The 17,642-nt window shown below is 48.6% G+C and carries 13 protein-coding genes, 1 tRNA gene and 1 riboswitch; of the genes, 5 read left to right on the forward strand and 9 right to left on the reverse strand.

Annotated elements, in window-relative coordinates:
- Window positions 1–143: 143 nt before the first annotated feature.
- The 6 genes from HMPREF3139_RS06455 to metK form a co-directional block, all read right to left on the reverse strand.
- Window positions 144–968 (reverse strand): undecaprenyl-diphosphate phosphatase, encoded by an 825-nt coding sequence (locus HMPREF3139_RS06455; protein WP_070461299.1) that lies wholly within the window; start codon window positions 966–968, stop codon window positions 144–146.
- 44 nt (window positions 969–1,012) lie between these two features.
- Window positions 1,013–1,654 carry a thiol:disulfide interchange protein DsbA/DsbL gene (locus HMPREF3139_RS06460; protein ID WP_070461501.1) on the reverse strand — a complete coding sequence of 214 codons (642 nt, stop codon included), beginning with the start codon at window positions 1,652–1,654 and terminating at the stop codon, window positions 1,013–1,015.
- 11 nt (window positions 1,655–1,665) lie between these two features.
- Entirely contained in the window at window positions 1,666–2,718 is a 1,053-nt protein-coding gene (locus HMPREF3139_RS06465; protein ID WP_070461300.1) for an SPOR domain-containing protein, read from the reverse strand.
- A 153-nt stretch (window positions 2,719–2,871) separates the two neighbouring features.
- Complete coding sequence (locus tag HMPREF3139_RS06470) at window positions 2,872–4,368, reverse strand: YifB family Mg chelatase-like AAA ATPase (protein ID WP_070461301.1); 1,497 nt, start codon at window positions 4,366–4,368, stop codon at window positions 2,872–2,874.
- A gap of 13 nt (window positions 4,369–4,381) precedes the next feature.
- The gene (locus HMPREF3139_RS06475) at window positions 4,382–4,702 is read right to left on the reverse strand and encodes an accessory factor UbiK family protein (protein WP_003684455.1); all 321 of its coding nucleotides are present in this window, start codon (window positions 4,700–4,702) and stop codon (window positions 4,382–4,384) included.
- Window positions 4,703–4,811: 109 nt separating this feature from the next.
- Entirely contained in the window at window positions 4,812–5,981 is a 1,170-nt protein-coding gene (metK, locus tag HMPREF3139_RS06480; RefSeq protein WP_070461302.1) for a methionine adenosyltransferase, read from the reverse strand.
- 173 nt (window positions 5,982–6,154) lie between these two features.
- A riboswitch (SAM-I-IV-variant riboswitch) is annotated at window positions 6,155–6,265 on the reverse strand.
- 108 nt (window positions 6,266–6,373) lie between these two features.
- Between metK and HMPREF3139_RS06485 the strand changes: the two genes are divergently transcribed.
- Window positions 6,374–7,255: a lysophospholipid acyltransferase family protein gene (locus HMPREF3139_RS06485; protein ID WP_070461303.1), complete on the forward strand. Its 882-nt coding sequence runs from the start codon at window positions 6,374–6,376 to the stop codon at window positions 7,253–7,255.
- A 46-nt stretch (window positions 7,256–7,301) separates the two neighbouring features.
- Here the strand turns inward: HMPREF3139_RS06485 and HMPREF3139_RS06490 are convergent.
- Window positions 7,302–7,378, reverse strand: a tRNA-Pro gene (locus HMPREF3139_RS06490).
- Window positions 7,379–7,579: 201 nt separating this feature from the next.
- On the opposite strand from HMPREF3139_RS06490, the gene recC reads away from it, so the two are divergent.
- A complete protein-coding gene (recC, locus tag HMPREF3139_RS06495) occupies window positions 7,580–10,879 on the forward strand; it encodes an exodeoxyribonuclease V subunit gamma (RefSeq protein ID WP_070461304.1) in 3,300 nt (1,099 codons plus the stop codon).
- A gap of 3 nt (window positions 10,880–10,882) precedes the next feature.
- Entirely contained in the window at window positions 10,883–11,389 is a 507-nt protein-coding gene (locus tag HMPREF3139_RS06500) for a thioredoxin family protein (RefSeq protein ID WP_070461305.1), read from the forward strand.
- Between the two features lie 114 nt (window positions 11,390–11,503).
- On the opposite strand, the gene lapB is transcribed toward HMPREF3139_RS06500, so the two are convergent.
- The gene (lapB, locus tag HMPREF3139_RS06505; protein WP_070461306.1) at window positions 11,504–12,673 is read right to left on the reverse strand and encodes a lipopolysaccharide assembly protein LapB; all 1,170 of its coding nucleotides are present in this window, start codon (window positions 12,671–12,673) and stop codon (window positions 11,504–11,506) included.
- A gap of 25 nt (window positions 12,674–12,698) precedes the next feature.
- Window positions 12,699–13,022 (reverse strand): LapA family protein, encoded by a 324-nt coding sequence (locus HMPREF3139_RS06510; RefSeq protein ID WP_070461307.1) that lies wholly within the window; start codon window positions 13,020–13,022, stop codon window positions 12,699–12,701.
- Window positions 13,023–13,236: 214 nt separating this feature from the next.
- Here HMPREF3139_RS06510 and ilvE point away from each other — a divergent pair, with 214 nt between their 5' ends.
- Window positions 13,237–14,235 carry a branched-chain-amino-acid transaminase gene (gene ilvE, locus HMPREF3139_RS06515; protein ID WP_070461308.1) on the forward strand — a complete coding sequence of 333 codons (999 nt, stop codon included), beginning with the start codon at window positions 13,237–13,239 and terminating at the stop codon, window positions 14,233–14,235.
- Window positions 14,236–14,946: 711 nt separating this feature from the next.
- Window positions 14,947–17,565, forward strand: a complete 2,619-nt coding sequence (locus tag HMPREF3139_RS06525; RefSeq protein WP_349267092.1) for a right-handed parallel beta-helix repeat-containing protein — start codon at window positions 14,947–14,949, stop codon at window positions 17,563–17,565.
- The last annotated feature ends 77 nt before the right edge of the window (window positions 17,566–17,642 follow it).

Consider the following 17,642-nt stretch of genomic DNA (forward strand, 5'->3'; position numbering starts at 1 on the left):
AAGGGAAGCTGTACGGACGGTGAGGAGATATTTAAGGGCAATGATGCGGAGTGTCGTCCTTTTACGGGGTAGAAATATGATCGAAAGGGAGGAAGCGGATAAAGAAAAAGGACGTGCTCAGGCACGTCCTTTCGGGAGAGGGGTTATTCGCTCCAGCTGACCCAGCCCAGCATCCAAGTAACGAGAATCAGACCACCAAATACAATACGGTAGTAGGCAAAAGGCACATAGTTTTTACTGGAGACAAATTTCAGCAAAGCTTTTACTGCCAATAAACCGGCGATAAATGCTGCGATAAAGCCGATGGCAATTTGTCCGACATCTTGCAAGGTAAAGAGTTTGTAATTTTTTAAGATGTCGTAACCTGTTGCCGCAATCATCATTGGTACAGCAAGGAAAAATGAAAATTCGGTAGCCGTTTTACGTTCCAGTCCCCACAACATACCTCCCATAATCGTACTGCCTGAACGTGATGTACCAGGGATAAGGGCGCAAATTTGGGCGCATCCTACAACAAATGCGTCGATTGGACGCATATCGTCTACATGATTGACTTTGGGTTTAGCTGTTGTTTGGCGTTTTTCAACCCATAAAATGAAGAAACCACCGAGTACCAGCATGGTAGCAACGGTAATTGGGTTGAAAAGGTGTAATTTGATTTGTTTGCTGAACAAGAGGCCAACAACCGCAGCAGGTATGAAGGCAATAAATAAATTCAGTACAAAGCGATTGGCTGTCCGTTCTTTACCGAGTCCTTTTATGATATGGGTGAATCGTTGGCGGTATTCGAATACGACAGCTAAAACTGCACCGAGTTGAATAGCAATTTCAAATACTTTTCCGTTGCTCTGAAAGTTCATTAAGTCACCGAATACAATCAAGTGACCGGTACTGGAAATAGGGAGAAACTCGGTTAAACCTTCGATAATACCGAGAATAAGTGCTTTAAATAAAATCAGAATGTCCATAAGTTTTCAGACGGCCTTGAGGCCGTCTTTCTTTTGTTGAATAGTTAAAGTGGTTTTGAGGATTGTTCGCGGCGGACTTTGATGATGAGCTCGTCTATGGTTTTCATACCGACTTTCCAGTCGGTACCGTTGAAATTGACTTTGTATTTACCACCGACGATGACAGTTGGTGTGTTTTCAATTCGATAAGTTTCCGTCAATTGCTGCATTTTTGCAGCAGCCGATGCGGCAGCAGGATTATTGTAGGCTTGAAGCAGTTTTTTACTGTCAAAACCCGTCTGTTTACCCACCCATGAGAGGAATACATTGGTATCGGCCAGGTTGATTTTTTGTTCGTAAACTGCTTTGAAGATGACTGGATTGGCTTGATATTTCAAACCTGAAAGATTGACGGCTGCGGCTACTTTGGCCAAACCCAACATTTCAGGCATCCAAACGACGTGTTCTGTCCGTAAGGAAACATCTTTGGCAAAGGTTTTGCTGTGTTGCAACAAAACCGGATCGAGATGGTAACAATGGACGCAGAAGTAGCCGAAAAATTCTAGCACTTCAATTTTTCCGGCTTGCTGCTGCGGAATAGGGCGACTGAGGACAGTATAGTCCACGCCTTCGGTAGCAGCCTGTGCACTCAGACTGAGCAGGCTCAGGCTGAGTGCGGTAATAGTTTGTTTCATACGCTGCTTCATCAGTGATTCCATTATTTGCTAGAACGAATCAAGCTGTTGATATTATGGCCTTGCAGGTTTTTTTGCAGTTTTACAGCAGCTTCCTGCGGCATGGTATTACTTTGAACTCGGTAAATGGTTTTGTCGCCGTTTTGCGATTCAACCACTTTGGAAGAAACACCTAAAATAGCCAATTTGGCACGTTGTGAGTCTGCGCTGGAACGGTCTGCATATGAACCAAGTTGCAGGAATACCTTTTTACCGCTGTTGGCAGCTGCTTCGGCTTTTTCTGCTGACTGTTTACTTGCAGCGTTGCTGCTTTCTTTTGTTGAAGAGGCATTTGCTGCTTTACGTGCTTTTTCGATACTGCCGCTGTTGAGGATTTGCTCAGGTGTCGGCTTGTTTTGTTTTTTGGCTTCGGCTGCTTTTTTTTCAGCCAATTTGCGCTCGGCACGCTCTTTTTGTTTGTCGGTAAGTTGGTCGGCCGCTTTTTTGTCTTTTGCAGTTTTATTAGCAGCTTCTTTTTCAGCTTTGGCTTTTTCTGCGCGTTTTTTTTCTAATTCGGCTTTTTTCTCGGCCAGTTTTTTCTTGGCGGCTTCTTTTTCTGCTTCCGCTTTTGCAGATTTTTCTTTGGCTTCACGTTCGGCTTTGTCGGCGGCAGTTTTGTCTGCTCTTTCTTTGGCTTCGCGTTCAGCTTTATCGGCGGCGGCTTTTTCAGCTTTTTCTTTGGCTTCACGTTCTGCTTGTTCGGCTTTTTTCTGAGCTTCTTTTTCCGCTTGAGCTTTTTCTTCAGCTTCTTTGGCAGCTTTTTCAGCCTCTTCTTTAGCTTTTGCTTCTTTTTCTGCTTTGGCTTTTTCTTCATCTGCTTGGGTAGATGAAGTGTCTGTAGCTGGGCGTTTCTCTGCTTTGTCCTGAGGTTTCAGGATTTCAGGTTCTTCGCTTTGTTTAGGCTGAGTCAGCTCTTTGAAAACGTTTTGGTTGCCTTGGTTCAAGAAGAACAAAATACCGGCAATAATACCTGTTGCCAGTATTAGGCCGAAAAAGAAACCGGACAAGCCTTTACCATATTGTGTAGATTTTTTCATGACTTACCTTGTAATAATGTGTTCAGACGGCCTGAAAGGAGACTGTCTGAGTTGGATTCGATATTTTATCAATAACCGTTATAGACGGCAAAATCCTGATGCTTTGTTTACTCTAGTTTTACTTAAACATAAAGATTCAGGCCGTCTGAAAAGTTAAAGAGGGCGACGGAAGCCGATGGCTTTCATCACATGGGTTTTGCTGACTTCTTCGTCGCCAGCCAAATCGGCCAGCGTACGGGCGACGCGCATGATGCGGTGGAAGCTTCGAGCGGAAAGGGACAGTTTTTCGAGCATGGTTCCCAAAGCTTCTTGCGCTTCTTTTTGGATGCGGGCTTTACCATCGAGCTCGCTGACACTCAATTCGGCATTAACTTTGCCTTGTCGGCCGTATTGGATTTTGCGCGCGGCGGTAACTCGTTCCAATACGGTGGCACTGGATTCGCCTGCTTCTTGTTGCATTAACTCGGCAGCGGAAAGGCTGGGTACTTCGATGGTTAAATCAATACGGTCGAGCAATGGCCCTGAAATTTTGTTGCGGTAGCGGGCAACGCTTTCAGGCGTGCAGCGGCAAGGTTTGGACGGATGGCCAAGATAGCCACAAGGGCAGGGGTTCATGGCGGCGACAAGTTGGAACTTGGCCGGATAAACTGCTTGGCGTGCGGCGCGGGAAATATGGATTTCGCCGTTTTCCAAAGGTTCGCGCAACACTTCTAATACTTTACGGTCAAACTCGGGTAATTCGTCTAAAAACAACACACCGTGATGCGCCAATGAGATTTCGCCCGGACGTGGGTCTGAACCACCGCCTACCATGGCTGCCGAGCTGGCGCTGTGATGAGGGCTACGGAAAGGACGGTTGCTGTCGAGTTGCTGTTGATGGTTGGGCAGGAGCGAACGCAATGCCCATACTTCGACCAATTCGTCTTCGGTCAAAGGAGGAAGGATACCGGGCAAACGTTGCGAAAGCATGGATTTGCCCGTTCCCGGCGGTCCCATCATCAACAAGCTGTGTCCGCCTGCCGCTGCGATTTCCAAGGCAAGGCGAGCGGTATGCTGGCCTTTGACATCGGCTAAATCAGGAATTTTACTTTGTTCAGACGGCCTTTGCGTCAGCTTGCATTCAGTTTGTGTCAGCGGTTCGATACCGTTTAAATGTGCGGCCACTTCGCCTAAAGAACGCGCACCATAAACCGCGATACCGCGCATGACGGCAGCCTGTTCGGCATTTTCTTGCGGCAAGACGAACGAACGGCCTGCCTGCATTCCCTGCCATGCCATGGCCAGCGCGCCACGCACGGGACGCAGCAGGCCGGACAGTGCCAATTCTCCGGCAAACTCATATTGCACGAGCTTTTCATGATTGATTTGTCCCGATGCGGCAAGAATGCCTAAGGCAATCGGCAAATCGAAACGGCCGGATTCTTTTGGGAGGTCGGCCGGTGCGAGGTTGACGGTAATTTTCTTGGCGGGAAAGTCGAAGCCGCTTTGGATGATGGCGGCACGTACACGGTCGCGGCTTTCTTTGACTTCAGTATCGGGCAAACCGACGATATTGAAATGTGGCAAGCCGTTGGCAAGGTGGGCTTCCACTTCGACCAACGGCGCATTCATGCCGCTTAAGGCGCGGCTGTAAATCAAAGCAAGCGACATGTTTCAGACGGCCTTATTCGGCAGCTTCGGTTTGTTGTTTGATTTCGGCAACAGCTTCTTCAGCAGCGGCTTCGGCAGCTTTCAAAGCCGCTTCTTCAGGCTCTTGAGCGGCTTCGAGTTTGGCCAAACGGGCTTCCAATTCGGCCAGTTTGGTACGGGTTTTAATCAAAACCTGTTGTTGGATGTCGAATTCTTCGCGGGTCACCAAATCCATGCGGTTGAACGCGCTGCCGAGCATGGCTTTAACGTTTTTCTCCATGTCTTTGGCAGGGCTGTTGGCGATGGTTTCGCTTATTTTAGAGCTGACTTCTTCGAAAAGTTGTTTGCCGAACATAATCCGTATCCTTTATTCAGAATGTATATAGAAATTCAAGTGGCTATTGTATAAGGAAAAAGGCCGTCTGAAAACGTTTTGCTTTTCAGACGGCCTCAAATGCGGAAGTTTACACGCCTGCGGCTGCTTTCAATGCGGCTGCTTTGTCGGTCCGCTCCCAAGTAAATTCAGGCTCCTCGCGGCCGAAGTGGCCGTAGGCGGCGGATTTTCCGTAAATTGGGCGCAGCAGGTCGAGCATTTGGACGATGCCTTTAGGGCGCAGGTCGAAATGTTCGCGAACCAGAGCGATCAGTTTTTCTTCGCTGATTTTGCCGGTACCGAAGGTATCGATGGAAATCGAAGTCGGTTCGGCAACGCCGATGGCGTAGGAAACTTGGATTTGGCATTGGGTTGCCAAACCGGCAGCTACAATGTTTTTCGCAACATAGCGGCAGGCGTAAGCGGCGGAACGGTCCACTTTGGACGGGTCTTTGCCGGAGAATGCGCCGCCGCCGTGCGGAGCTGCGCCGCCGTAGGTATCGACGATGATTTTGCGGCCGGTCAAACCGCAGTCGCCTTGCGGGCCACCGATAACGAAGCGGCCGGTCGGGTTGATCAGGTATTTGGTTTCGTCGGTCAGCAGTTCAGACGGCAGAACCGGTTTGATGATGTGTTCGATAACAGCGTTTTTCAGCTCTTCGTAACTGATAGACGGATCGTGTTGGGTAGACAGGACGACGGTGTCGATGCGTTTTACTTTGCCGGTTTCGCTGTCGTAAACCACGGTCAGTTGGGCTTTGGCATCAGGACGCAGCCAAGGCAGGCGGCCGTCTTTGCGCAATTCGCTTTGGCGTTGCATCAGGCGGTGGCTGTAATAGATGGCAAACGGCATCAGGGTAGGGGTTTCGTCGCAGGCATAGCCGAACATCAAACCTTGGTCACCCGCGCCTTGGTTCAAGTCGATGCCTTCGCCTTCGTTCACGCCTTGGGCGATGTCCGGAGATTGTTGGTCGTAGTACACGCCGACTGCGCAGCCGTTGGCATCAAAGCCCAGCTCGGAGGAGTTGTAGCCGATGCGTTTGATGGTTTCGCGGGCGACTTTGATGTAGTCCACTTGGGCGGTAGTGGTGATTTCGCCTGCCAATACGCACAAGCCTGTGTTGACCAAGGTTTCCGCGGCGACACGCGCTTTGGGGTCTTGCGCCAAGATGGCATCCAAAATCGCATCGGATACTTGGTCGGCAACTTTATCCGGATGGCCTTCGGATACCGATTCGGAAGTAAACAGATATTCGCTCATTGCTATTCTTTCATTAAAAACAGGCTGCTGTGTTTTCAGACGGCCTTTTATTTCGGACAGCGGAAATCATAACAAAAACTCCGCTTTTTCTCTATACAAGTGAGAAACATTCGCACTTGTCTGCTGTTTCGGAATCCTGTTGCGCGTTTCTTACAGGCAAAAAAATTCCCGCATTAAGCGGGTTTGGATTGCTCTGGCGAGCCACATCGGTTTTTCAACCGTCCACCTTACCTTTCCGTTTGAAAAGCAGGTTGGCATGGAATTCCCAACTCTTAATGCAGCGCGGATAGTAGCAGAAAAGCAGGTGTGCCGCAATATATTTGCCCGAAGTCTGTTTTGTTCAGACGGCCTGTTTCGTTTACAATCTGTCCACTTCATTTTGGTAAAACCTTATGCAAACGCTTGTTACCTTTGTTTTTAAATTTCTGGCCGCGCTGCCTTTGGTTTGGTTGCACAAATTAGGCAACCTGCTCGGTGGTTTGGGTTTCCGCGTGTTGTCGAAAGATCGTCGAAGGGTATTCGAGAACATGAAACTTGCCGGATTGAACCCGACGGACGAGGCGGTGAAAAAAGTTTTCCGTGAAACGGCAAAAGGCGGCTTGGAATTGCCGGTGGCGTTTTTCAGACGGCCTGAGGAAATTGAAAACCTGTTTGTCAGCGTCAACGGTTGGGAACATGTTCAGACGGCCTTGAGCGCGGGCGAGGGTTTGCTGTTTATCACGCCGCACATCGGCAGCTATGATTTGGCGGGCCGCTACATCAGCCAGCAACTGCCGTTTCCGCTGACGGCGATGTACAAGCCGCCGAAAATCAAGGCTTTTGATGCGGTGATGCAGGCGGGGCGCGTGCGCGGCAAAGGCAAGACTGCGCCGACCAGTATTCAGGGCGTCAAACAAATCATCAAAGCGCTGCGCGGCGGCGAAGCAACCATTGTGTTGCCGGACCATGTACCGTCTCCGGAAGAAGGCGGCGACGGCGTCTGGGTGGACTTTTTCGGAAAACCTGCCTATACCATGACGTTGGCGGGCAAGCTGGCGCAAGTCAAAGGCGTGAAGGCTTTGTTTTTCTGCGGCGAGCGTCTGCCTGACGGGAAAGGCTTTGTCTTGCACATCGAGCCTTTGCGTGGGGAGTTGAACGGCGATAAGGAGAACGATGCGCGCGTGATCAATGAAAATACCGAGTATTGGATACGCCGTTTTCCGGAACAATATTTGTTTATGTACAACCGCTACAAACATCCCGAAGGTGCGCCTTTCCCTCCGCTGGAAGTATAGGTTTACCAAATACAAAACCTGCTTGGACTCAAGCAGGTTTTGTATTTGGTCGGAATGAGAGGATTCGAACCTCCGACCCCTTCGTCCCGAACGAAGTGCGCTACCGGGCTGCGCTACATTCCGAATGTGGGGAATTATAGGATAGGAGAAGTCGGTTTGTACAGGGGGTCGATAAATAATTAATAATTGGCTGCCGATGGATTTGTTTTAGGCCGTCTGAAGCGATGTGTTTCAGACGGCTTGTGTTTTTGTTTGCCGCTTCTGCTGAAGCATTTGTCCTAATGGCATTATAATGTGGGCAATTGTTTTTTTAGATTGTCTGCTATGTTTTATCTTTATCAGTCTGACCGTTTGGAATCGCTTGCCGAAATGTGCGCGCATATTCATCAGACCTTGCCCTTGGATTCTGTATTGGCGCAGGAAGAAGTGGTGGTGCAGAGCCAGGGGATGCGGCGATATCTGAATGTGTTTTTTGCGCGCAAACTCGGCGTGGCGGCGAATTTGAAGTTCAGCCTGCCTGCCGGTTTGGCGTGGCAGCTGATGCGTAAATTGGTTCCCGATGTGCCGCCGCTCAGCCCGTTTTCGCCTGAGGTCATGCGTTGGCGTTTGCTGGATTTGTTCCGCAGCGAAGCGTTTCAGACGGCCCCGGAATACGAAAACGTGCGCTTGAAGCTGGAAAGTTATTTGCACAGCTCGGCATCGGCGGATTATCAGCTTGCCGGACAAATGGCGGATATTTTCGACCAATATTTGGTGTACCGGCCGGATTGGATTGATGCGTGGCAGGCTGGGAAGCTGCTGGGTTTGGGCGATGATGAGGATTGGCAGGCGCGGCTGTGGCGTTATTTGGACGATGGCAGCCAATCTGCGCCGCACCGCGTGGCCTTGTGGGAAAAGCTGTTGGCGCAGTTGGATAAATCGGTCTTGCCGCAAAGGTTGTTTGTATTCGGCATTTCGACAATGGCGCCGATGTATCTGCAACTGCTGCACCAAATTTCCAAGCATTGCGATGTGTTTGTGTTTGCGCTCAACCCGAGCAGCCAGTATTGGGGCGAGGTCATCGACGAGGCGCAGATTTTGAAAAGGGGCGATGAGGCGGATTTGTCGCAGGCAGGGCATCCGCTGTTGGCTTCTTTGGGCAAGCAGGGACGCGATTTCTTTGATTTTCTGTCGGAAGTGGAAACCGAGCAGGATATTCAGGTTTATGAAGAGGGAAAAGACGATACCTTGTTGCATTGCCTGCAAAACGATATCCAAAACTTGATCATGCCGTCTGAACGCTTATATCAACAGGAAGAAAGCGAGGCAGGCGCGCAGCAGGCTTGGGTTCAAGTCCACGATGCGGACGGCAATCCGGTGTGTGTCGAGCCGGACAAGCTGTTGAACGATGGCTCGGTCAAAATCGTTGCGGCCCACAGTCCTTTACGCGAATTGCAGATTTTGAAAGAAGAGCTGTCGCTGGTATTGCAAAATAATCCCGACTGGCAGCCGCATGATATTGCCGTTTTGACGCCGAACATCGAGCCCTACAGCCCGTTTATCGAAGCCGTTTTTGGACAGGAGCATGCAGGCAGCCAGGCTTTGCCGTATTCGATTTCGGATGTGAAACTCAGCCGCCGTCAGCCGTTGCTGTATGCTTTGGCGCAAACTTTGGACTTACTGGAGAGCCGGTTTGAAGTGGACAAGGTTTTGCCTTTGCTGGAAAGCCGGTTGGTACTGCAACGCTTCGGTTTGAGCGAGGAAGATGTGCCGCTGCTGCATGAGACTGTTGCTGGATTGAATGTACATTGGGGTTTGGACCAAACCATGCGCGAGGGAAAAGACAACCTCTTTACTTGGCAACAGGCGGTAGAGCGTTTGGCCTTGGGCTGGATGCTGCCCGAAGGCGGCAACGGCATGTGGCAGGGCGTGAGCGCTTGGCATAGCAACGTCAACCAGTTGGATGTGTTCAGCGGTTTTGCCGAATTTATCCGTACTTTGGCCGATATGGCGGCGCAATGGCAAGAGCCTGCCAATGTGGAAAGCTGGGTGCAGCGTTGCCGCGATTTGCTGGAGAAACTGTTTACTCCGGATACGGACGACCAATACGCCAAGCAGCAGTTTGAGCAGTCTTTGGCGAAATGGCAGGAAGAAGCGCAGTTGGCCGAATTTGACGGATTGTTGCTGTGTAAACCCGTTATCCGCCATATCCGCCGCTTTTTGGACAGCGAAAGCCAAGCCGGATTTTTGAGCGGCGGCATCACTTTTTGCAGTATGGTGCCGATGCGCAGCCTGCCGTTTAAAATGGTTTGCCTGTTGGGTCTGAATGACGGCGATTTTCCGCGCAATACCAAAGCGGTGGTGTTCGATCTGATTGCCAAACATCCGAAAAAAGGCGACCGCGCCCGCCGCGACGACGACCGTTATCTCTTCCTCGAAGCCTTAATCAGCGCACGTGAAATGCTGTATTTGTCTTATATCGGCCGCGATATACGCAATGATGCCGAGTTCGCGCCGTCTTCGTTAATCAGCGAGCTGCTGGATACCATTGCCGCCATGACGGGGAAAAGCGGGCGCGAGTTGTCGGAGAAATGGGTGAAACATCATCCGTTGCAGGCGTTCTCACGCCGTTATTTCCAAAAGGACGCGCTTTCAGACGGCCTCTTCAGTACGCGCCAAGATTACGCCGATGCGTTGAACCAACCGCAAGCGGAAGCGCAGCCGTTTTTCCTTGAGGCCTTAAGTCAGGAAGAGCCGGGCAAAACCATTCACCAGGGCGAGCTCATCAGTTTTTGGCGCAACCCTGTCAAAGTTTGGCTGAAGAAAAATTTAAGCTGGGATCAGCCGTATCTGGACGGCGCATGGGAATCTGCCGAACCGTTTGAGCCGCAACATGAGGGTCGGATTGCCGATGCTTATTTGGATGCGCGGCGCAAAGGTGAAGATTTTGAAGATACGGCCATTCGGCTGAATGCAGAAAGTCTGATGCCGGTAGGCGAGTTAGGCGGTTTGTGGCAGAAGCAGTATCAGATATCTGCGAAAAACGTAGATGCAGAGCTGATACGCAGTGACAAAAGGCCGTCTGAACCTTATGAGGCATATTTTGACGACTTGGTGTTACAAGGCACCATCGGCAATCTTTACGAATGCGGCCGCATTGTGTTCCTAAACCAAAAAGACAATGCACCCAACCGCATTGCCCGTTTATTGGAACATTTGATTTTTTGTGCCGTCGCCCCTAAATCCGTTGCAAACCGACAAACCTATATTGTCAGCTTGGGGCAGACCGAAACCTATGCCGCCATCGAGCAACAAACAGCAAAAGAACTTTTGAAAAAATGGTTGGTATATTTCCGAATCGGACAAAATACCCCCTTGCCGTTTTTTGCCAAAACCAGCCTTGCCGCAGCGGAGGAGTACAACAAGAAAGAGGATTGGGATGCTGCCTTGAGAAAAGCCCATGAGGTTTTTAACGGCAACAAAATGAGTAAAGGGCAGAAAGAATATACCGAAGTGAAGCTGGTGTTTGGTCATTCGGAAGAATCGCCTCTTGATGAGCCGCTATTTGAAAACCTTGTCGTCAATCTGCTTGTGCCGCTTTTGACCGGCGTGGCAGGGAAAACCGATACAACAGAACAGGAGTAAAGCATGGCTACTTATGCAGAATATTTGGATTTTGATACCGAAGAAGACAAATTGAAACAGCAGCAACTCTATCAGGCGACCGAGCTGTCGGCGCAAACGGTAGCGGCGGTCAAAAAGATCAGCCGTCCGCAAAACTGGCTGCTTGCCGCTGCACCATATTGCCCTGATTGCCGCGTGTTTGTGCCGTTTATTCAGAAAATAGCGGAGTTGAATCCCAATATCCGCGTCAACTATATTGCCCGCAACGATTTTGATGACAGCAGCCGTTTTGAGAATCCGCGCCAACAGGAAATCGTCCGCGCCAATCAAAAAATCCCTGCGCTGTTTTTGATGGGGCATGAAGAGGCTGGGCCTGTGTTTAAAGAGTTTCCGCAAGTGGTGTTGAACCAAATTGCGGCAGATGAAACCCGTCGCACAGAATTGCGCGATGCGTACCGTGCCGGCGAATTTAATGCCGATATTGAGGCTCAGATTGTAGCGGCGTTGGCATGGGCAGAGCAGCGTTGTTGAGCAAATAGTGCTGGTGTGTGCGCCTATGTTTTGAACTGTTTTGATATTTTGCTTCGTAATAAAAAGGCCGTCTGAAAAGATTTCAGACGGCCTTTTTTGATGCTTAACGCTTTATCAAATCTCGATTTTATTCGGCGTAAAGGTTTGCCATTTATTGCAGGCAGGACAGTGCCAGAAGAAGACTTGAGATTTGAAGTGGCAGTTGCGGCAGCGGTACATGACACTTTTTTGCAGCTGGCGGCCGATAATGGAACGAATCATATCGGTATCGGCTTTCCACTCTGGATTCATATTGCTGAGTTTCAATCCAAGCAGGCGGTACACGCCGTTGAGATCGGGTTTTTGGCGGACGAGTTCGACAGCGATTTGCGCCGCTTCGTTTTCGCCCTTGAGCAGCAAGGCTTTCTCGTAAATGACGTTGATCAGGTCAAGATCGGGGAAGGTCTGCATATAGCCGATAAGGCGGTTGAGGCCTTCTTCCTGTTTGCCTTGCGCGGCATAGGCTTCATAGAGTTTCTCGCCCACCATGCTCAAATAGGCGTGGTTTTGCTGCTCAATGGCGGAATACGCTTCCACTGCGGCAGGGAAATTGCCCTGACGGTATTCGATGTCGCCGAGGATGATGTTGGCGCGTGTACATTTTTTGTTGGCTTCGAGTGCTTTGCCGATGTTGTAGCGTGCGGCATCGAAGTTGGATTTGAACAGCGCGGCTTGGGCGATTTCGCAATAGAACTGGGCGATTTCAAACTGGTAGGTCTGTTCGTCATGGCTCAAGAGCTGCGCCATTTCGATGGCTTTTTCCCAGTCTCGGTCTTGTTGGTAGATGCTCAAAAGGTGTTGGCGGGCTTCGCGTGCCATATCGCCTTCCTGCAAACCGAGGAAGATTTGTTCGGCACGGTCTACCAAGCCTGCGCTTTGGTAGTTTTGCGCCAATTCAAAAAGCACGCGTGCGCGTTTTTCGTTGACTGTGTCGGGCGAATCGAGCAGGGCGCGGTGCATATTGATGGCTTTATCGTTTTCGCCGCGTTGGCGGTAGAGTTTGCCCAAAGTCAGGTTTAAGTCGTATGACTGCGGCTGCTGGTCAATCACTTCCGCCAATTCACGCGCGGCACGGCCGCTGTTGCGGTCAACGAGGGCATCAAGGCTTTTGTAAAACCCTGCCGGTATGCTTTTGGCCTGTTTCAGGACGGTCTTCATATCGACGCGCGCGGCAAACCAGCCCATAGCGAAGAAAACGGGGAGGAGGACGATGGGCAGTAAGATGACCCACAATTCATTGTCCATGGTATTCCTTTATTGATTGGTGGCGTTACGCTTTAGGAGTGGTTTCGGAAGTCGTTGCCGGTGTTTCGGTTTTGACCGGGGTCAGGTCTTTTTCGGAAAGGTGGGTGTGTTTTTTCACTTCGGCGCGCAGACGGTTGTTTTCGCTGCGCAGGGACAACAGACGGCCGAAGAGGGCAAACATACCGAACACGATGCCGATAATAAATGCACCGAAAAGCACGACAATCAGCGGCAGATTGATGTTTTGGCCAGGCAGGTAGAAGAAGGATACGGAGTGGGTATTGGAGATGGCCAGCAGGAGGAAAACAAGAAGAATCAGGATTTTGATGATGGTAGAGATGAGTTTCATGGGTTACTCCGGGTTGGCTGCGGTTGGGGCAGGCCGTCTGAAAAATGGTATCAGTTTAAACGATTTGCCGGATTTCGGATAGGACGGCATGTTTCAGACGGCAGGGGGACGGTGTCTTTATGCTGACGGGTACTTGTCAAACCTATATTGAAAGGCGTATTGTTCAGTCTTTAATTAATTTATTTTGCACATCAGAATAAGAAAGGCAATCATCATGAGCAGACCAGTTCCAGCCGTATTCGGCAGCGTTTTTCACGCTGAAATGCCCGTTATCGCTTATCGTGAAGGTAAATGGCAACCGGTAGAATGGCAATCTTCCAAAGACCTGACACTCGCCCCCGGCGCACATGCTTTGCATTACGGCAGCGAATGTTTTGAAGGTTTGAAGGCATTCCGTCAGGCAAACGGCAAAATCGTGATGTTCCGCCCGACCGCTAACATCGCGCGTATGCAGCAAAGCGCAGATATTCTGCACCTGCCGCGTCCTAAGACAGAGGCTTATTTGAATGCTTTGATCGAATTGGTCAAACGTTCCGCCGAGGAAATCCCTGATGCGCCTGCCGCTTTGTACCTGCGTCCGACTTTGATCGGTACCGACCCTGTGATCGGTAAAGCCGGTTCTCCTTCTGAAACTGCTTTGCTGTACATTCTGGCTTCTCCTGTAGGCGACTATTTCAAAGCCGGTTCGCCCGTTAAAATCTTGGTGGAAACCGAACATATCCGTTGCGCCCCACACATGGGTCGTGTGAAATGCGGCGGCAACTACGCTTCCGCCATGCCTTGGGTGTTGAAAGCCAAAGCAGAGCACGGTGCAAACCAAGTGCTGTTCTGTCCGAATGGCGATGTTCAGGAAACCGGCGCGTCTAACTTTATCCTGATTAACGGCGATGAAATCATTACCAAACCGTTGACCGACGAATTCTTGCACGGCGTTACCCGCGATTCCGTACTGACTGTTGCCAAAGATTTGGGCTACACCGTTACCGAGCGCAACTTTACTGTCGACGAGCTGAAAACTGCGATTGAGAATGGTGCGGAAGCGATTTTGACCGGTACGGCTGCGGTTATTTCTCCGGTAACTTCTTTCGTGATTGACGGCAAAGAAATCGAAGTGAAGAGCCAAGAGCGCGGTTATGCAATCCGTAAGGCGATTACCGACATTCAATACGGTTTGGCAGAAGACAAACACGGCTGGTTGGTCGAAGTTTGTTAAATAGAACGCATTTAATAAAAAAAGGCCGTCTGAAATATTTTTTCAGACGGCCTTTTTTATTGGATTTTAGAGAGGGAAGACAAATAATAAAATGCTAAATTTTACAAACAAACGGTAGCATTTTAAGATAATCGGTATATAATGCGCAATTATGTTGTAAAAATACACATTGAAAATATCGAATTTTATTGATTTTTCGATGAAGTTAAAAACATTTATAGATATTTATTTTGTATATTTTGTAAATTTAGTTAAATGGGGAATGCTAAAAACATATTGTGTTAGAATTCCCCTCCTTTTTGGCTTCGCGGGATTAACTCTGTCACGCCAAAAAAGAAAACAATGCAAGATAAAACCATTTTTATTTTGCTATAAAAATCAAAAATAACTTAACTTTGGATGAACTAATCAATTAAAAAGGGACTCTGATACATTTTCCGTCAAAAATAACCGGACACATGGTACGCGGACAGATTGCCTATAAAAGCCATCCAAGGGTTCTGTCCAAACACCATTACCGTTTTCAATCAGAAAATCGGCAGAAGGGGAAACGCTGCCGATTTTCTCAAAGTGGCCAGCTTCAGTTTGGCCTTTATACAGGCAATTGCTGTTACGACAGAATCCGTCTTACCTCTTTATTCATCGAACTTTTTTGTTGCACGCTTGTGCGGTGGGAAAGGACGATATTTGATACAAGGAAATACGCTGATTATGTCACATAAACTTGCCCCTCTTGGCCGTACCCATATCCGTCAAGGCTCCTCAACTCCTGAAACCACTTCCGAATCATCTTCTCCTCTAAAAGAATGGATACACACCCAAAATTTTGGGGGAAGTCCGTCTGTTTTTCCTGAACCCAAGCAATTAAGCGGTAAAAATACTGTAACGAGAGATGCGGTTCATGTGGCTGAGGCGGCAAGATTAAACAGTACCTCATCATCTTCAGACGGCGTTGTAACAAAAATGCGTGTCGTACGGGCCAGTGTTGCTTCTGCAAGTAGCGTTTCCGGTAAAAATACCATTGCGTCTAAAGTAATGGACAAACAGGTTGTTTCAAAAGAGCCGGTAAACAAACCGGTTAATCAATCAATGGAAAAAATTCTGGCTGAAAAGCAAAAAAAATACGAAGAGGCTAAAGCAAAAAAAATAGCCGAAGCCGCCACAGCCAAAGCAAACGCCGTCGAGCATGCAAAAGAAGCGCATAAAGCAGCAGTCGAAAAAGCGATTGCAGAGCGTAAAGCCAAACAAGACGCTGCCCGCAAAGAAAAAGAGGCAGAAGACAGAATTGCCGAAGGAAAAAAAACAGTCGAAATTGTGCATAAAAAGATTTTGAACGATTCAGACGGCCATAACAAAGTCGTGAGTGTTTCTTCAGGCAAACAAACAGCCATGAGTCACGATAGCCACCTCAGTTCAGTCAAAGAAAACAAAATTGACGATCATGCCGAAAGCAGGGCCGGTGTCTCTGGAAAATACCGCGTGTATCAATCTAAAGAGTACGGTAATTATGTTCGCGTGAATGATTTTGGTGCCGATGCGCAGGGTAAAAAAGACAGCCTTCAGGCATTTAAAGCGGCTTTAGAAGCGGCTCATAAAGAAAAAGCCATGGTCTTCTTGGATGGTACCTACTATATTTCCAACCAGATTGTGATGGATAAAACCGTTTCCGGCGCACGCGGTTTGTTTGGTTCGGGGATGGGTAAAACCAAAGTAACGTTTGATAAGGTGCAGACAGGCGTGTTCAATCCGAACACCAACCATGATGACATTCGCCAATTTGCCGGTATCTTGATCGATGGACAAAACAATAAAACCATTGCCAACTTGTCGGTTCAATATACCAACCCTGATTTTTACCGCAAAGGCTTAAGCTATTTTGGCAAGGTAAACGGCATTTTGGTGAACGATGCGGACAATACTTTAATCAGTAAAGTAGAGGTTTCCGGTGCCAATCGTGCTGGTGTGATGTTCACGTCGACCGCTTCTTTGGAAAAGGAAAAAGGTCATAAGCTGACCTTTAAAGAGCGCGTACAAAGCGGCGAAATTGATGAAAAATATGAAGCGCTGCCTTTGGGTGAAAACAACCGTATTGTTGATTCGTATCTGCACCACAACCGCGTTGCCGGTGCGCTGATCGGTTTCCAACAAAACTTTATCGGCGAGGGCAACCGTTTGGATTGGAACGGCCACGAAGCGGACGGCGGTACCGGCTACGGTATGGCTGTGGTTGCGGGCAGCTACAATTACGGTGTCACATACCGTAAAAACACGACCAACCACAACTACCGCAAAGGCTTGGATGTGCATGATGGTACAGGCATTGTCATTGAAGACAATGTGTTAACAGGTGACCGGCTGTATGGTATTGCTGCTTACAACCGCCAGTTTTCTATGGATAAAGTCAAAATTACCGGCAATACCATTATCCAAGACCCGAGCTTCCGTTTGAATGTTGATGATGACTTGGGCAAGTACTATCACATGTATTCAGGGATTCAGGTGCAAACCAATACCCAATACAAAGATTTGCACTCGGCTAACAAAGGCTATTTCGATATCAGCAATAATGTCATTAAAAATCTGACGGTTTATCAAAACAATATTCAGACTTACGCGATTGAGTTCCGTAACCATGAAAGCAAAATGGATTACACGCTCAATATGGCAAATAACAAGATCAGCGGCGAATCCACCAAATATCTGATTGCCGTCATCAACGATACCTACGACCGCGTTTTATCTAAAAACGGCATTGGCAGCGGTACTATTACCATTAGCGGCAATGATGCCGATATCGGCAAGATTATGAAAGGCGCAGTACCGGTTTATGTGGAAGAACACCATGGCAATGTCGCTATGCATGGTGCGGTGACAATTCACAACAACAAAATTTCCGTGCGTGAAAAATCTGACGGCTATGTCGAATTTGCTTATTTGAAAAGCAATGCCAAAGAGTACAACATCACTAATAACACATTGAAACTTGGTGGTGCCCTAGATGATGTTTTGGTAGACGTATACAGTACCAACCCTAAGGGCAAGGCATCTTTAAATGTAGCCAACAATAAAATCATGACGGACATCAAAGACGAACTGTATGATTCATGGCTGCGCTTTGAAAATAACATCAAAACGTATTCAGAAGGCAATAGCCATAATGGTGCAGCACTGACAAAGGTGAATACGACCGGCAGTAAAGTTGCCTTGAGCGATATCTTGTCAGAAGCCAACTATATTGTCGCAACAACTAAAGATGCTGTGTATCACCATACTAAGAATGTGTATACATCAGGAGTGGAAGAGCATCATACAACGACAGGGATTTTGTAAGCTGTTGAAGCTGTAATCTTTATGGTCTAAATATCGATAAATAAAAAAAGGCCGTCTGAAAATTTTCAGACGGCCTT

Origin of the sequence: Neisseria sp. HMSC15G01, assembly GCF_001808255.1 — a bacterium.
Taxonomy (GTDB): Bacteria; Pseudomonadota; Gammaproteobacteria; order Burkholderiales; family Neisseriaceae; genus Neisseria; species Neisseria subflava_A.